Genomic DNA, 18,512 nt, shown 5'->3' on the forward strand with positions numbered 1-18,512 from the left:
GGTCCGCCGTGCGCTCCTCCCGACCCTCATGGAGTCATCATGACCTTGCAGATGCCGTCGAGGCCCCCCGGCCTCCTCGGCGACACTCGGGTGCTGACCGAATCGCACTGGACCGCCGACACCAGCAGCCCCCTCGCGTCCCACACGGTCGGCTCGCTGCTTCGCGAGGTCGCCGGGGCCCGGCCCGACCAGGTGGCCCTGGTGGCCGTACCGGAGGAGGGGCCGTCGCGCCGCTGGACGTACGCCGAGCTGCTCGGTGAGGCCGAGCGGGTCGCCGCCTGGATCAGCGAGCGCGTACCCACGAGCGGCCGGGTCGCCATCTGGGCTCCGAACGTCGCCGAGTGGCCCATCGTCGAGTACGCCGCCGCGCTGGCGGGTGTGACCCTCGTCGCGCTCAACCCCGCGCTGCGCGCACCGGAGCTGGTCCACGCGCTGCGCACGTCCGCGGCGACGATGCTGCTGTACTCCGAGCGCAGCCGCGCGTACGACATGGCGACCGTCGTCGAGAGCGTCCGCGGCGGGCTCCCGCTGCTGGAGCACGTGGTACCGCTGTCCGATTGGGAAGACCTGTACGGAAGTTCGCCGGTACCGGCCGAGCGCGAGCACGCGGCCTCGGCCGTGCCGGCGCAGATCCAGTTCACCTCGGGAACGACCGGGCTGCCCAAGGCGGTGCTGCTGTCCCACCAGGCCATCATCAATGTCTCGCGGTTCACCTTCGACGTGCTCGGGATCGACGACGGAGCGCCGGTCGTGTCCCCGCTGCCCATGTTCCACACGGCGGGCTGCGTCATCTCCTGCCTGGGCCCCCTGTGGTGCGGGGGCACCTTCATCCTGCTCGAGCGGTTCGAACCGCACCTGCTCCTGAAGGTGCTGCGGGAAACTCCCGACGCCGTCCTCACCAGTGTGCCCACCGTTTTGACGGCACTGGCCGAGGCCGCTCGGCAGGAGGACGCCGACGCCCCCCGCATCGGCGCGGTGCTCACCGGCGCGGCCCCGGTCCGCTCCCGGCTCATCGGCGAGGTGGAGCGGCTCTTCTCCACCACTGTCTTCAACCTGTACGGGCAGACCGAACTCGCGTCGGTGCTGACCCTGACGCGACCACAGGACAGCGCGGAGGAGAAGTCCGCCACGGTCGGCCGCCCCCTGCCGCACGTCGAGTGCCGCATCAGTCATCCGGAGTACGGCCACACGCTGCCGCTGGAGGTACCGGGCGAGATCTGTGCCCGCGGCTACCAGAAGATGCTCGGCTACTTCGGCGACCCCGAGGCAACCGCGGCCAAGACGGATGAGGTCGGCTGGCTCTATACGGGTGATCTCGGCTCGATGGACGCCACGGGGGCGGTGCGGATCATCGGCCGGTTGAGCGACGTGATCATCCGCGGCGGCGAGAACATCTCGGCGGCGGAGATCGAGGAGTGCCTGCTCCGCGAAAAGGCCGTCCAGGAGGCGGTCGTGGTGGGCATTCCCGACGAAGCCTGGGGGGAGATCGTCGCCGCCGCCGTGCTGGCGGCGCCGGGCCGGAACGTCGACATGGAGAAGCTCCGGGCCACCTGCCGGGAGCTGCTGTCCCCCTACAAGGTGCCCCAACTGTGGTACCTGCTCGACGAACTGCCCCTCACGTCCTCGGGAAAGGTGCAGAAGTTCCGGGTCAAGGAGCTCGTGGCCCTGACCCAGCCGGTCCTGCGGCCGTAGCCGCGACGATCCACGGAGGCCCCCATGCAGGTGTCCATGCAGATCCAGTACGACGGCGACGCGGTGGAGTCGGCCCGGCGGGTGAGCGCGCTCGAGCGGGCCGGCCTGGACCTGGTGTGGGTCCCGGAGGCCTACGGTTACGACGCGCCCAGCTTCATGGGTTACATCGCCGCGCGAACGGAACGCGTCCACATCGGGTCGGGCATCATGCCGCTCTACACCCGCACCCCGACCCTGCTCGCCATGACGGCGGCCGGGGTGGACGCCCTCTCCCACGGCCGCTGCCACGTGGGGCTGGGCACGTCCGGCCCCAAGGTGATCGAGGGCTGGCACGGGGTTCCCTTCACCGCCCCGCTCGGCCGCACGCGGGAAACCGTGGAGATCATGCGGAAGGTATGGCGCCGGAAGGGCCCGGCCCGTCACGACGGACGCGTCCACCGGCTGCCGCTGCCCGCCCCGGAAGGCAGCGGGCTGGGCACGGCGATGAGGCTGCTGACGCCGCCCCTGCGGGACTCGGTCCCCGTGTGGATCGCGGCGCTCGGCCCGCGCAACGTCCGGATGACCGCGGAGATCGCGGAGGGCTGGCTGCCCATGTTCTTCGTCCCCGAATGGTCCGACCGGGTGTGGGGCGAGGACTTGCGCGCGGGGCTGGCGAAGCGGGATCCCGCGCTGGGACCGCTGCGCATCTCGGCCGGCGGGCTACTGGCCATCGGGCCGTCGGCGCATCGTGCGCGCGAGCGGGCACGCCGGCAACTCGCCCTGTTCATCGGCGCGATGGGGGCGGGCGGCCACAACTTCTACGACGCCCTGATCCGCCGGTACGGGTTCGGCGAGGAGGCCGACAGGATCCAGCACCTGTACACCGCCGGCGACCGCGCCGGCGCCGAGGCGGCCGTACCCGAGCGGCTGCTGGAGGCGACCACCCTGTGCGGCACCGAGGACTACGTCAAGGACCGGCTGGCCGCCTACCGGGCGGCCGGGGTCACCCACATCCAGGTCACACCCGTCCCGGACGACGGGCAGACGGAGGCCGGCCTGATGTCGCGGCTCAAAGAACTTTGCAACTGAACCACCACTACCACCACTCACGAGGGAAGAACCGTGAAAGCAATCATCTATTCCAACCACGGCAGCCGCGGGGACATACAGCCGTACCTGGCACTGGCCTACGCCCTCAATCAGGCCGGCCACACCGCCGTCCTGGCGGGTCCGCAGCGGTTCGGCACCTTCGCGGCCGAATACGGCGTGGAATTCGCACCGCTCAACGACGAGATGATGGATCTCCACGCCCGGCGTGATGTTCAGGAGATCCTCATGAACAACGACGCGCCCACCCCCGAGCAGATGAAACTGCGCCAAACCCTCGCCGACGAGATGGTGCCCCGCCTCTACCCCATCATCCTGCGCGAAATGTGGGAGGCCGCCTCCGACGGCGCCGACATGATCGTCTATTCGCATTCCTCCCGCCAGGCGACCCACCAGATCGCCGAGCGGCTCGGCGTCCCCCACGTCCTGGCCCCGCTCTACCCCCACTTCGTTCCGTCCCGGGACTATCCGGCGGGCGTGGGTCTGGCCTCTGGGCCCGACAACCTCGCGGACCACGAGCGGGCCGCCCGCGAGCCCCTCGACGCCCGGACCCACGCCATGGTGACCTCCTGGCGCGCCGAGACGCTCGGACTGCCGCCCCGCGAGGACGAGATGGAGTGGCGCTACTACCCGGACGGCACACCGACCCCGGTCATCCACGGCTTCAGCCCCCACGTGCTGAAGCACTCCGAGGACTGGCCCGAGTGGGTCCACACCACCGGCTTCTGGTCGCTGCCCGCGCAGGCCTCCTGGCAGCCACCGGCGGAGCTGCTGCGGTTCCTCGACGACGGGGAGGCGCCGGTGTTCGTCGGCTTCGGCAGCATGCTGGGGCTCGACCCGGAAGGTGTTGGCAGCACCGTACTGGAGGCGGTACGGAACACCGGCAATCGCGCCATCGTCGTCGAGGGCTGGGGCGGAATCAAGATCACCGAGTCGGCGGACGACGTGTTCGTGGCGCATGATGTGCCCTACGACTGGCTGTTCCCGCGTGTCAGGGCAGCCGTCCACGCGGGTGGCACAGGCACCCACAACGCAGCCATCCTGGCCGGGATCCCCCAGGTCTCCTGCCCCTTCCACCGGGAGCAGCTGATGTGGGCCGAGTACCTGGAGGAGATCGGCGTCGCCCCCGCCCCCATCCAGCTGCGCGACCTCACCGCCGAGAACCTGACCGCCGCGATCCGCACCGCAACGACGGATCCCGCGATCGCGCGCCGAGTGGCGGAACTCGCGGAGAAGGTCGGCGACGACGACGGCTGCGGTACCGCGGTGCGCGTTCTGGAGAAGATTCACGCGAACCATGGCGGATCCACCTCCTGACCCGGGGGCAGATCACCGTACAGAACCTGTCCAGCCCGCCGACGGGCGGGCTGGATAGTGTCCTGGCGAAATCCGAAAGTGGTCGCTCGCCAGGGAATCCGCATCCGTTTCCCGAGTGGAAAGCACGGTGCGGGAGGCCCCCGCCCGATGTTCCGCACATCCGCAAGTGAAGTGAGTGGCGAGGAGCCATGGACCGATCTCAGTATTTCTCTGACGGCGAGCAGAACCTTCCTCTGACCGGCGCTCAGTCCGGGGTCTGGTTCGCCTCGCAGGTCGATCCGGACAGCCCTGTCTTCAGGGCCGCCGAATACCTGGAAATCCACGGACCCGTGGACCCCTCGCTCTTCGAGCAGGCCCTGCGGCAGGTGTTCGCCGAGGCGGACGCCCTCCACATCAGGCTCCTGGACACCGAGGACGGACCCCGCCAGTTCGTGGGACCGCCGCCGCCCTGGCGCCTGGAGACCGTCGACGTGTCCGGCACACCGGACCCCCGGCGCGCCGCCGAGGAGTGGATGGGGCGGGACCTGCGCCGGAGGATCGACCTCACCACTTCACCGCTGTTCACCTACGCCCTGTTCCGCGTCGGTGCCGAGCGCTGGTTCTGGTACCACGCCTACCACCACATCCTGCTCGACGGCGTGGGGGCGGCCCTCCTGGTCCGCAGGGTGGCGGACGTCTACAACGCCCTGTCGGCAGGCTCCGAGCCGGAGCCCAGTCCGTTCGCTTCGGTCCGCACGCTGCTCGCTTCCGACGCCGACTACCGCGGCTCGGAGGATTTCCGGCGCGACGGCGCGTACTGGCGGGAGCGGCTGGCCGACCGGCCGGACCCGATCGCCCTGTCGGCCCGGCCGCTCCGTGCGTCCGCCGAGTTCGTCCGGCACACCGCCCATCTCCCGCAGGACGTCCAGCGGGACCTCACGGCGGCGGCGGAGCGCCTCGGGGTCTCCAGGTCGCGCATCGTGATCGCCGCGACCGCGGCCTTCCTCCACCGGCTGACCGGAGTCACCGACGTGGTGCTGGGGCTGCCGGTCACCGCCCGGCACGACGCGCGGGCCCGCCTCGCACCCGGCATGGTGGCCAACGTCCTGCCGCTGCGCGTGAGCGTCACCCCGCGTACGACCGTGGCCGAACTGCTGACGGGAACCCGTGAGGCGCTGCGGGGCCTGCTGTCCCACCAGCGCTACCGCGGCGAGGACCTACGACGGGACCTCGGGCTGCCGCACGACCACCGCCGGTTCTTCGGACCGCTCGTCAACGTGGTGCCGTTCGACTACGACCTGCGCTTCGCCGGGAGCCCCATCGAAGCGCACAACATGTCGCTCAGGCTCATCGAGGACCTCACCATCTGCGTGTACGACCGGGCTGGAGACAGCCTGATCCGGGTGGACTTCGACGTCCACCCCGAGCTGTACGGCGACGGGGAGGCCACCGCCGTACAGCAGCGCTACCTGGAGTTCATCGGCCGCGTCGCGCGGGCCCTGGACGAACCGAGCACACCGGTCGGCCGACTCGGTCTGCTCGGTGCCGGCGAGATCGGAAAGCTGACCCCGGCGCCCGTCGAGGCGGACCGGGACCGGACCGGTCCGACCCTTCCCGAGCTCTTCGAGCGGCAGGTACGAAAGTCGCCGGCGGCCCCGGCCGTCGAGTACCTCGGCACCGTCCTGGACTACGCGGAGCTGAACCGGCGGGCCAACCGCCTCGCCCACGTGCTGATCTCCCGGGGCGTGGGGCCGGAGGCCCGCGTCGCGCTGCTGCTGTCGCGTTCACCGGAGTTCGTGGTCGCCGCCCTCGCGGTGGCCAAGACGGGCGCCGCCTACGTGCCCATCGACCCCGCGTATCCGGCGGCGCGCATCGACTACGTGCTGCGTGACGCCGCTCCCCTGTGCGTGCTCGTGGAGTCCGGCACCGCAGCCGTGGCCGAGGCCACGGGCTGCCGCCCGCTGCTGCTCGACGAGCCCGGAACCATGCGCGACCTGGCCGGCCGGCCGGACACCGACCCGGTGGACGCCGACCGGACAGCCGCGCTCACGGGCGCTCACCCGGCCTACGTCATCTACACCTCGGGCTCCACCGGACGTCCCAAGGGCGTTGTGGTCACGCACACGGGCATCCCCGACCTGGCCGAGACCTTCATCCGGCGGCTGGGAGTGGCGCCCGGCAGCCGCATCCTGCAATTCGCCGCCATGGGTTTCGACGCGATGGTGCCCGAACTGTGCATGGGCCTGCTCGCCGGGGCCACCTTCGTGCTGGCGCCCGGCGCCCGGCTGATGCCCGGCGACCCGCTCGCCTCGTTCACCCGGGAGGCGGGCATCACCCATGCGATCCTGCCGCCGTCCTCGCTGGCCGTCATGAACGCCGAGGGTGATCTGCCCCCGGACATGACAATCCTCGTGGCGGGTGAAGCGACCTCCGCGGAGCTGGCGTCGCGCTGGTCGCCCGGCCGGCTCTTCGTCAACGGCTACGGCCCCACCGAAACCACCGTGTGCGCCACGATGAGCGACGCGCTGGGCAGCGGTGAGGTGCCGCCGATCGGCGGTCCCATCGCCGGCACTCGGGTGTATGTGCTCGACGCCGCGTTGCTCCCGGTGCCTCCTGGTGTCACCGGTGAGCTGTACGTGGCGGGCGGCAGCCTGGCCCGCGGCTACCTGGGCCGCTTTGGGCTCACCGCGGAACGGTTCGTCGCCAACCCCTTCGGACTGCCCGGCGAACGCATGTACCGCACCGGGGACCTCGTGCGGCAGCGCTGCGACGGCCCGCTGGAGTTCGTCGGCCGCGCCGACGAGCAGGTCAAGATCCGCGGCTACCGGGTTGAGCTCGGAGAGGTCGAGGCCGCACTGACGCGCCTGCCCGGCGTCGGCCAGGCCGCCGCCGCGGTACACCGGGACGCGACGGGCGAACTCTCCCTGGCCGCCTACGTCGTGCCCGCCGACAGCGGGCTCGACCGGGCCGCGCTCCGCGACCAGGTCGCCGCGACCCTGCCCGGCCACCTCGTCCCCACGTCCTTCACCGTGCTGGACGCCGTACCGGTCACGGCGAACGGCAAGACCGACCGGGCCGCACTGCCGCGCCCCGGCGCCCCGACAGGCCCCCGGACCCGGCGCGAGCCACGCACGCCCCGCGAGCGGGTGCTGTGCGAGATCTTCGCCCGGGCCCTGGGCCTGGACTCCGTAGGAATCGACGACGACTTCTTCGCACTGGGCGGTCAATCCCTGCTGGCGGCCCGCACGAGTCGGCGCGTCCGCGCCGAGCTCGGCGTCGAGTGCGGGGTTGAAGCCCTGTTCTCGGCTCCGACCGTGGCCCGGCTGGCGGAGCTCCTCGTGGACCCGGCGGCCGCCGTCCCGGCGCTGTCCCCAGTGCCTCGGGACGGCATCCTCGAGCTTTCCCACGCCCAGCGGCGACTGTGGTTCCTGCACCAGCTGGAGGCATCCCGGGCCGCCTACCACATCCCGCTCGTCCTCACCCTCACCGGCGAACTCGACCGGACCGCACTGGAGTCGGCCCTCGGCGACCTCACCGACCGGCACGAGATCCTGCGCACCGTGTACCAGGACATCGCGGGCGTCCCCGTACAGCGGATCCTTCCGCCCGGCACGCGCCAGGCGTTCACCGCCATCGCGGTAACCGACGCGGAGCTGCCCGGCCGGCTGGCCTCGGCCGTGGAGCAGCCCTTCGATCTGTCTTGCGAACCTCCCCTGCGGCCCGCACTGTTCACCCTCGGACCGGGCCGGCACGTGCTGTTGCTGCTGCTCCACCACATCGGCGCCGACGGCGATTCGCTCGCGCCGCTGCTGCGCGACTTCGTCGCCGCCTACGAGGCCCGGCGCGATGGGCGATCCCTTGAACTCCCGCCGCTGAGCGTCCAGTACGCCGACTACGCCGCCTGGCAGCACCGGATGCTGGGTTCCGAGGACGACCCGCACAGCCGCGCCGCGCGGCAGCTCGGCCACTGGACCCGGCGACTGGACGGCCTGCCCGAGGGGCTCGACCTCCCCTTCGACCGTCCGCTGCCGAAGGCCGGGCCCACCGCCGCCGGTCTGGTCACCGTTGAACTCGGATCCGAACTCCACCAGCGTGTGGGCGAACTGGCCCGGTCCAGCGGCACCAGCGTGTTCATGGTCGTGCAGGCCGCGCTCGCGGCGCTGCTGACCCGGCTGGGCGCCGGCACCGACATCCCCGTCGGCGTCCCCGTGTCGGCACGCGGGGACGACGCCCTCGAGGACCTGGTCGGCTTCTTCACCAACACCCTCGTACTGCGGACGGACACCGGCGGCAACCCCACCTTCCGGGAGCTCCTGGCCCGGCTGCGGCAGGGAAACCTGGATGACTACGGGCACCAGGACCTGCCCTTCGAGCGGCTGGTGGACGTCCTCAACCCCACTCGGTCCACGGCCCGCCACCCCCTGTTCCAGGTCATGCTCTCGATGGACGGCACCCGGCGCCGGCTGCCCGAGCCCACCGGGCTGAGTCTGGGACTCCTCGACGTCGCGACCGGCAGCGCCAAGGTCGATCTCTCGTTCAACGTCCGGGAGGACCTCTCGGCACAGGACGCGGCGGGCGGCATCCTCATAGCCCTGGAGTACCGCTCCGACGTCTTCGAACGGGCCACCGCCGAGTCGATGCTCGCCCGGCTGGTCCGGATGATCGCGGTCGCCGCCGAGGCGCCCGGCACGCGCATCGCAAGCGCCCCGATCCTCTCCGCGCAGGAGAGGCGTCTCCTGCTGGAGGAGTGGAACGAGACCGCGGCACCTGAGTCCCTGACCGATGTCGTCGACCGGGTCCGTACGGTCGCAGCCGAACGCCCCGATGCCGTCGCGATCACAGACGACGACGGGGACGTCACTTACCGCGAACTGATGACCCGCGTCGACTCCCTGGCCCGGCGGCTCCGCTCGCGCGGGGTGGTCCCGGAATCGGTGGTCGCCGTGCTGGCCGAGCGCGGAACCCCCGCGGTCGTCGCCTTCCTCGGCATCCTTGCCGCCGGAGCGGCCTATCTCCCTCTGGACGGCCGCGCACCGGCCGCCCGTACGGCCGCCCTGCTGTCCGACGCCCGCGCACGCTGGCTGCTGGCCGGGCCCGGGTGCCACGGGGCGGCCGCCGAGGCCGCCCGGGCGGCGGACCCCGAACCGGAGGTGCTCCGGCTCGGCCCGGACTCCGGCGCACCCGGCGCCGACCCGGCGGCGCCCGCCCCGGGACAGCTCGCTTACGTCATCTTCACCTCGGGCTCCACCGGGCGCCCCAAGGGCGCGATGGTGCACCACCGGGGAATGAACAACCACCTGCTGGCCAAGGTCGACGGCCTCAGTCTGACCGCCCTGGACACGGTGGTCCAGAACGCCCCGCTGACCTTCGACGTGTCCGTCTGGCAGATGATCGCGCCGCTGGTGGTCGGCGGCCGCGTGCTCGCCGTCGGGGACGCCCTCGCGGCCGACGCCCCGGGCCTGTTCCGCCGGGCCGGGGACCAGGCCGTCACAGTGCTCGAGGTCGTGCCGTCCGTGCTGCGGGCGGCTCTGGATGCCTGGGACGACGGCACGCGGGTTCCGGCCCTTCCGGCCCTGCGGCTGCTGGTCGTCACCGGCGAAGAGCTGCCCGGAGAGCTCTGCCTGCGCTGGTTCGCCCGCTTCGACGGCATCCCGCTGGTCAACGCATACGGCCCGACCGAGTGCTCGGACGACGTCACCCATGCCCTGATCACGGCGGAGGGGTCCTGGGAGCCGGGGACCACGACGCCGATCGGCCGACCGGTCCGCAACACCCTGCTCTACGTGCTGAGCGACGAACTCCAGCCGGTGCCCGCGGGAATCACCGGCGACCTGTACGTCGCCGGTGCGGGTGTCGGCCGGGGGTACCTGGACGACCCGGGCAGGACCGCCGCCGCGTTCGTGCCCGATCCCTTCGCGGCCGACGGCAGCGTCATGTACCGCACTGGGGACCGGGTCCGGCACCGCCCCGACGGCCGGCTGGAGTTCCTCGGCCGCCGGGACACGCAGGTGAAGATCCGGGGCCGGCGGATCGAGCTGGGGGAGGTCGAGGCGCAGCTGCGGGCCTGTGAAGGGGTCTCCGACGCGGTGGCCGTCGTGGTCACGGCCCCCGGCGAGCACCGGCAGCTCGCCGGCTACGTGGTGGGCACCGCGGACGTCCGGTCCGTACGGGAGGCGCTGGCCGCCGTCCTGCCGGAGCACATGGTCCCCTCGGTCCTGGTCCCGCTGACCGCCCTGCCGCTGACTCTCAACGGGAAGGTGGACCGCAAGGCGCTGCCGATGCCGGACTTCGCGGCCGGCGACGTCCGTGAGCCCCGTACCGCGGTGGAGGAGATCCTCCGGGGAATGTTCGCCGACGTCCTGGAAGTCGACGGTGTCGGCATCGACGACAACTTCTTCTCCCTGGGCGGCCATTCGCTGCTGGCGACCCGGCTGATGGCCCGGGTGCGCTCCGCGCTCGGCACCGATCTCGGTGTCGCCGCGCTCTTCGCGGCGCCTACCGTCGCGGGCCTGGCCGCGCAGCTGCCCACCGCCGGACCTGCCGGTCGCGGCCCGGCCGCCCGCAGGGAGCGGCCGGAGAACCTCCCGCTGTCCTACGCCCAGCGCGGGCTGTGGTTCATCAACCGGCTGGACCCCGCCGCCGGCACCTACAACATCCCGCTGGCGGTGCGCCTTTCCGGGGATCTCGACACGGCCGCGCTGGCCACCGCGGTCGGCTCCGTGGCGGCCCGCCACGAGAGCCTGCGGACCGTCTTCCCGGAGCAGGACGGGGTCCCCCGTCAGGTCGTCCTCGATCCCGCCCGGGCCAGGCCCGCTCTCCCCCTGGTGGACGCGGCCGGGCAGGACCTGGACGCCTTGATCGCCCGGGAGGCCGGCCGGGGCTTCGACGTGACCTGCGAGCCCCCGTTGCGGTGCCGGCTCCTGGCGTTGGGGCCGCGGGAGCACGTGCTGGTCGTAGTGACCCACCACATCGCGAGCGACGGATGGTCCACGGCTCCGCTCGCCCGTGACCTGTCCGTCGCCTACGCGGCCGCCCTCGAGGGGCGGGAACCCGACTGGGCGCCGCTGCTCGTGCAGTACCCCGACCACACCCTCTGGCAGCGCGACATGCTGGGCGAGGAGACCGATCCGGGCAGCTCGATGTCACGGCAGCTCGCCTACTGGACGAAGGCGCTGGCGGGCCTCCCGGAGGAGATCGCGCTGCCCGCCGACCGGCCGCGCCCCGCTGTCCCCAGCGGGCGCGGAGGGCTCGTCCCGTTCGGGCTGACGGCCGAGGCACACCGTGCGGTGCTGCGACTGGCCCGTGCCCACGGTGTCACCGTGTTCATGGTGCTGCACGCCACGCTGACGGCCCTGCTGACCCGCCTCGGCGCCGGTACGGACATCCCCGTCGGCGGGTCGGTGACCGGCCGCACCGACGAGGCCCTCGACGACCTGGTCGGATTCTTCGTCAACTCGCTGGTGCTGCGGGTCGACACCGCGGGCGATCCGTCCTTCGGCGAGCTGCTGGAACGTACCCGCGAGGCGGACATCGCGGCCTTCGGCCACCAGGACCTGCCGTTCGAACGGCTGGTGGAGGCGCTCAACCCGCGCCGTTCACTCAGCCGCCATCCCCTCTTCCAGGTCAAGCTGATCCTCCAGAACCTGGCGCGGCCCGAGCTGGAGTTCCCGGGCCTGCGGGCCACGGTCGAGCAGTTCGACCCCGACATGGCCAAGTTCGACCTGCTCCTCAGTGTGGCCGAGCGGTTCGACGACCGGGGCGAGCCCGACGGCATGGTGGCCGCCGCGGGCTACTCGGCCGACCGCTTCGACCGGTCCACCGTGGAGGCGCTGACCGGCCGGTTCGTCCGGCTGCTCGAGGGCGCGCTGACGGATCCGGACCTGCCGATCAGCGCCCTGCCGGTGCTGGACGACCAGGAGCGCCGGGAACTGCTGGTCCTCCGTACCGACACCGCGCACGAGGTGTCCGACGCCACCCTGCCGCAGCTGTTCGAAGCACAGGCCTCCCGGACTCCCGGGGCCCCCGCGCTCGTGTGCGGGGAGCTGGAGCTGACGTACGAGCAGCTCAACTTCCGCGCCAACCAGCTGGCCCGGCTCCTGGTCGGCCACGGAGCCGGCGCCGGAACCCTGGTCGCGCTGGCCTTTCCCCGTTCGGCGGAGGCCGTCACGGCGATGCTGGCCGTGGGCAAGGCGGGCGCCGCGTACCTGCCGCTGGACCCCGAACACCCCGGCGACCGGGTCGCTCTCCTGCTGGCGGACGCCCGGCCCACCCTGCTGCTGACGACCGAGGCCGTGCTCGCCTCCGCTCCGCACCTGACCGGGAGCTCGGCGCAGGTGCTGGCGGTGGATCGCGCAGAGGTAGCGAACGCGTTGGCGGGCTGTCCCGGCACCGACCTCCGCGACAGCGACAGGGCCGCACCCGTCAGCCCGTCGGACGACGCCTACGTCGTCTACACCTCGGGCTCCACGGGCACCCCCAAGGGGGTCCTCGTGGAGCAGCGCTCCGTCGCCGGGTACGCGCTGCGAGCCGCCATGGAGTACCCGGGCCTGGCCGGCCGTACCCTGCTGCACTCGCCGCTCTCCTTCGACCTCGGACTCACCACGCTCTACGGCACCCTGCTGGCCGGTGGCTGCCTGTTCGTGGCGGACCTGGACGAGAGGCTGGCGGTGCCGGGCGGGCTGACCTTCCTGAAGGTCACCCCGAGCCATCTGCCGCTCCTCGACTCCCTGCCCGACGTCTGCTCGCCGACCGTCGAGCTGATGATCGGCGGCGAGGCGCTGCGCGGCGAGCAGCTCACCGCGTGGCGCGCCCGTCACCCCGATGTCGCGGTGATCAACCACTACGGCCCGACCGAGACCACCATCGGTGTCCTCGACCACCGGGTCCCGGCCGGACGCGCGCTGCCCGTGGGTCCCGTCCGGCTCGGCCGTCCGATGTGGAACACCCGCGCCTACGTGCTGGACGCGACGCTGCGGCCGGTTCCGGACGGCGTGGTGGGCGAGCTGTACGTCGCGGGCAACGGTCTGGCCCGTGGCTACCTGGGCAGGCCCGCCACCACGGCCGAGCGGTTCGTGGCCGACCCGTACGGGCCGGCCGGTGCGCGGATGTACCGCACCGGGGACCGGATGCGGTGGAACTCCGCCGGGACCCTGGAGTACGTGGGCCGCGCCGACCAACAGGTGAAGCTCCGCGGCTTCCGCATCGAGCCCGGGGAGGTCGAGGCGGCGCTGCTGTCCGCCCCCGGCGTGGCGCAGGTCCTCGTGCTGGTGCGCGGGGACGACCCGGGCGACCAGCGGCTGGTGGCGTACGTCGTCCCCGGGACCGGGGACGGTCCCGGGCTGGCACCCCAGGCGCTGGGCACGCACCTCGCGGAGATCCTCCCCGCGTACATGGTGCCGGACGCGGTCGTCCTCCTGGACCGGCTACCGCTGACCGCCAACGGCAAGGCCGACCGGACAGCGCTGCCCGTACCCGAGTTCGGCGCCTCGGCAGTGGCGCGGGCACCGCGTACCCCGGAGGAGGAGATCCTCTGCGGGCTGTTCGCCGACGTGCTCGGCAGGGACCGGGTGGGAATCGACGACGACTTCTTCGCCCTGGGCGGCCATTCGCTGCTCGCGATGCGGCTGCTCAGCCGGATCGCCTCCACTCTCGGTGTGCGGGTGGGCGTCAAGGCGATCTTCGACTCGCCGAGCGTCGCCGGGATCGCCGCTCGCCTCACCAGCCCGGACGAGGCCCGGCCCCTGCTGGTCCCGGCGGACCGGGGTGACACCGTTCCGCTGTCCTTCGCCCAGCGCCGTCTGTGGTTCCTCAACCGGCTGGAAGGCCCCAGCGCCACCTACAACGTCCCGCTCGTGCTGCGCGTCGAGGGCGAGATCGACCGCCCCGCACTGCGCGCGGCCCTGCGCGACGTCGTGGGCCGGCACGAGAGTCTGCGCACGGTCTTCCCCGAGCGTGACGGCAAGCCCAGCCAGCGCATCCTGGATCCCGACGCGGGCGCTCCGGCCCTGGAAGAGTCCGAGGTCGGCCCCGAGGGGCTGCCGGAGGCGATCGCCGAGACCGTCCTGCGCGGCTTCGACCTGGTCGGCCAGCCGCCGCTGCGGGCCCGGCTGCTCACTGCGGGCGACCGTGCGGTGCTCGTCGTGGTGATGCACCACATCGCCAGCGACGGCTGGTCCCTCACTCCCCTGCTACGCGACCTGTCCCAGGCATACGGCTCCCGCCGCCACGGCGGCGGCGCACCGGCGTGGACACCGCTGCCGGTGCAGTACGCGGACTACGCCCTGTGGCATCGCGAGCTGCTGGGCCACGCGGACGACCCGGACAGTCAGCTCTCCCGCCAGCTCGGCTACTGGACGGCCGCGCTCGACGGCCTGCCGGAAGAGCTGGACCTGCCCACCGACCGTCCGCGTCCCGAGGTCGCGACCTACCGTGGGGCCGGCGTGCCCCTGGCGCTCGACGCCGGAACCCACGCCGGGGTGATGGCACTGGCCAGAGCGAACGGTGTCAGCGCCTTCATGGTGCTCCAGGCCGGCCTCGCCACCCTGCTCACCCGGCTCGGCGCGGGCACCGACATCCCGCTCGGTACCCCGATCGCGGGCCGCACCGACGACGCCCTCGCCGAGCTGGTCGGCTTCTTCGTCAACACTCTGGTGCTACGGACCGATACGGCCGGCAACCCGACGTTCCGCGAACTGCTCGCCCGCGTCCGGGAGACCGACCTCGCCGCCTACACGCATCAGGACCTGCCGTTCGAGCGGCTGGTGGAGGAGCTGAACCCGGTGCGGTCGCTGAGCCGGCACCCGCTGTTCCAGATCATGCTCGTACTGCACAACACCGGGCGGCCCGAGGTCGGCCTCGCCGGGCTGGACGTGAGCGTCGAGGGCGCCGAGGCCCCCGTCGCCAAGTTCGACCTGTCGGTCAGCCTGTGGGAACGGTACGGCGGAGACGGCGCGGCGGACGGAATCCTCGGCCGGATCGAGTACGCCGAGGACCTGTTCGACCGGTCCACCGTCTCGATGCTCGCGGCCCGGTTCGAGCGGTTGCTGGCGGCGGCCGTCGCGGAACCCGACCTGCCCGTCGGCAGCCTCGACCTGCTCGGCGACGAGGAACGGCACGAGCTGCTGGTCGTCCGCAACGACACCGCGCACGCGGTCCCCCAGCTGTCACTGCCCGAGCTGTTCCGGCAGCAGGTGGCTCGCGCGCCCAAGGACCTGGCGCTGGTCTGCGGAGCGCTGGAGCTGACGTACGAGCAACTCGACGCCCTCAGCGACCGCGTGGCGCGGGCCCTGATCGACCGCGGTGTCCGCGCGGAGGACCGGGTGGCCCTGCTGCTGGGACAACGGGCCGACAACATCGTGGGGACGATCGCCGTCGCCAAGGCCGGCGCGGTCTACGTGCCGCTGGACGGCCGCAGTCCGCAGGCCAGGCTGCGCCACATCCTGGACGGCACCCGCAGCGTGGTCGTGCTGTCCGACCGCACGATGTCCGCGCTGATTCCCGAGACCTCCGCCACCGTCGTACTCTTCGACGAACTCGAGCCGGGGCCGGACGGCGAGGCCCCGGCCGGTCCAGCGGACCGTCCGCAGGTGACCATTCACCCCGACCAGCTCGCCTATATCATGTACACGTCAGGCTCCACGGGTGAGCCGAAGGGCGTCGCGGTGACCCACCGCAATGTCGTCGGCCTGGTCGAGGACCGCTGGTGGGAGCTCGAGGCGGGCGACCGGCAACTCATGCACCATCCCTCGTCGTTCGATGCCTCCACCTACGAACTGTGGGTGCCGCTGCTCAGCGGTGTGCGCATCGTCGCCCTGGAGGGCGAGTCCACGGACATCGCCGCCCTCGCCGCGACCGTGATCGAAGGCGGGGTGACCGTTGGCCCGTTCAACGAAGGGATCTTCCGGCTGCTCGCCGAGAACCATCCGGAGAGCTTCCGCGACCTGCGCCACGTCACCATCGGCGGCGACACCGTGTCGGCGGCGGCGGTCCGCAAGGTCCGCGAACACAACGCCGGAGCGCGGCTCACCAACAGTTACGGACCCACCGAGGCGACGCTGGCGGTCGTCCACCACGCGATCACCGACGAGGACATCGAACGGAACTCCTTCCCCATAGGCAGACCGCTCGACAACACCCGGGTGTACGTCCTCGACGAGGGCATGCGACCCGTACCCCCTGGCGTCACGGGCGAGCTGTACGTGGCGGGCGACGGGCTGGCCCGCGGTTACGTCGGCCGGCCGGCCCTGACGGCGGAGCGGTTCGTAGCCGACCCCTTCGGACCTGCCGCGACGCGCATGTACCGGACCGGCGACATGGTGCGCTGGCGCGCCGACGGCGTACTCGAGTTCGTCGGCCGCGCCGATGCCCAGGTCAAGGTGCGCGGCTTCCGCATCGAGCTGGGCGAGGTCGAGTCCGCGCTGGCGTCGTACCCTGGCACGGCCCAGACCGTCGTCGTGGTGCGCGAGGACCGCCCCGGCGAAAAGCGCCTCGTCGCCTACGTCGTGCCGGTGGCCGCCGGCATCCTCGACCCGGCCGCGCTGCGCAGTCACGTCGCCGCGGTCCTGCCGGACTACATGGTGCCTTCGGCCATCGTGGCGCTGGAGGCGCTGCCTCTGACCCTCACCGGCAAGCTGAACCGCTCCGCGCTGCCGGCGCCCGACTACTCGGGCGGCGGCGGCCGAGGCCCGCGCAACGACCGAGAGCGGGTGCTGTGCGCGTTGTTCGCGGAGCTGCTCGGGGTGCCGGAGGTCACTGTCGACGACAACTTCTTCGCAATGGGCGGCGACAGCATCGTCTCCATCCAGCTGGTGAGCCGGGCCCGGCGGGCCGGGCTGGTGCTGACGCCGCGGGACGTCTTCCAGCACCAGACCGTGGCGGGCCTCGCCCTGGTCGCGGCCGCACCGGACGACCGGTCCACGGCGCACGACCCCGGCAGCGGATCCGTGCCGCTCACCCCGATCATGGGATGGCTGCGGGAACTCGGCGGCCCGATAGACGGATTCAACCAAGCCGTGCTGCTGCGGGTACCCGCAGGCCTGACCCAGGACTCGCTCGTCACCGCCCTGCAGGCCGTGTTCGACCACCACGACGTGCTCCGCGCGCGCCTGGACCGGTCCGGCACGGACGGCTGGGCCCTGGACGTCCTGCCGGCCGGGACGACGGACGCGTCCCACTGCGTTCGCCGGGTCGACGTCTGCGCGCACACGGAACCCGAGCTGGAGGCCGCCTTGGCCGAGAACGCCGAGGCCGTGCGCCAGGAGCTGTCCCCCGAGGACGGCGCCATGGTCCGCGCGGTCTGGTTCGACGCAGGCGGCGACCGGTCCGGGCGGCTGCTGCTGATGCTGCACCACCTGGTGGTCGACGGGGTGTCGTGGCGGATCCTCGCCCCGGACCTGATGTCCGGCTGGCTCGACGCCGCAGCCGGACGCGAGATCGTCCTGGAGCCCGTCCGCACATCGTTCCGCACCTGGGCGAGCGGGCTCGCCGAGCAGGCCCGCGGCGAAGCCGTCGAGACCGAACTCCCCTTCTGGGAACGGATGACGTCGGCACCGGATCCCGTGCTCGCCGACCGCCCCCTGGACCCCGCCCGGGACACCAAGGCCACCGCCCGGCATCACCGGGCGGTGCTGCCGGCCGAGCTCACCGAAGCGCTCCTGACCACGGTACCCGCCGCGGCGGCCGCCCACGTGGACGAGGTACTGCTGACCGGGTTCGCGCTGGCCCTCGCGGAGTGGCGGCGGCGGCGCGGGAACGGGGGCGGCAGTCAGGTACTGCTGACCCTGGAGGGACACGGCCGGGACGAGACCGGCGAGTTGGACCTGTCGCGCACGGTCGGCTGGTTCACCGCCGCACACCCTTTCCGGACGGACCCGGGCGTCAGGTGGCACGAGGTCCGGGACGGCGGTCCCGCCGCGGGCACCGCGCTCGACCGGGTACGGGAGCAGATTCGCGCCCTGCCCGGCAAGGGCAGGGGGTACGGCCTGCTCCGCCATCTGAACCCGCGGACCGCCGCCGTGCTCCGCCACGCACCCGCCCCGCAGATCGCGTTCAATTTCCTGGGACGGGTACGTACGGACCCCGCCGGCCCGGCCGACTGGGGCGCGGCGCCGGAGGACGTGCGCATCGCCCCCACGGATCCGGGCATGCCGTTCTCCCACTCCCTGGAGCTGAATGCGGTCGTCCACGACCGGCCGGGGGGAGCGGAGTTGAGCATGACCTGGTCCTGGCCGGACGGACTCTTCGAGGAACCGGAGATCCGGTCTCTGACCGACCTTTGGTCCGAGGCCCTGCAGGCGCTGACGAAGTACGCCCTCACCTCCCCGGACACGCGCGGACTCATGCCGTCCGACCTGTCACTGGTGGATCTGCTCCAGGACGAGATCGATGAGATCGAAGCCGAATGGGAGATCTGAGGTGACGCCGCCACGTGAGACACCCTT

The 18,512-nt window shown here is 72.3% G+C and carries 4 protein-coding genes; all 4 read left to right on the forward strand.

Going from position 1 to position 18,512, the window contains the following annotated elements; genetic code table 11:
- Positions 1 to 39: 39 nt before the first annotated feature.
- The 4 genes from ACGFWE_RS09045 to ACGFWE_RS09060 all read left to right on the forward strand — a co-directional run bounded on the left by ACGFWE_RS09045 (position 40) and on the right by ACGFWE_RS09060 (position 18,485).
- Complete coding sequence (locus ACGFWE_RS09045) at positions 40 to 1,692, forward strand: class I adenylate-forming enzyme family protein (RefSeq protein ID WP_393599000.1); 1,653 nt, start codon at positions 40 to 42, stop codon at positions 1,690 to 1,692.
- Positions 1,693 to 1,716: 24 nt separating this feature from the next.
- Positions 1,717 to 2,760: an LLM class F420-dependent oxidoreductase gene (locus ACGFWE_RS09050; RefSeq protein ID WP_352382605.1), complete on the forward strand. Its 1,044-nt coding sequence runs from the start codon at positions 1,717 to 1,719 to the stop codon at positions 2,758 to 2,760.
- A 33-nt stretch (positions 2,761 to 2,793) separates the two neighbouring features.
- On the forward strand, positions 2,794 to 4,095 hold the full coding sequence (locus tag ACGFWE_RS09055) for a glycosyltransferase (protein ID WP_393599002.1): 1,302 nt from the start codon (positions 2,794 to 2,796) through the stop codon (positions 4,093 to 4,095).
- A gap of 188 nt (positions 4,096 to 4,283) precedes the next feature.
- Positions 4,284 to 18,485: an amino acid adenylation domain-containing protein gene (locus ACGFWE_RS09060; protein ID WP_393599004.1), complete on the forward strand. Its 14,202-nt coding sequence runs from the start codon at positions 4,284 to 4,286 to the stop codon at positions 18,483 to 18,485.
- Positions 18,486 to 18,512: the final 27 nt, after the last annotated feature.

The sequence above is a fragment of the Streptomyces sp. NPDC048523 genome, assembly GCF_043199815.1.
GTDB lineage: Bacteria > Actinomycetota > Actinomycetes > Streptomycetales > Streptomycetaceae > Streptomyces.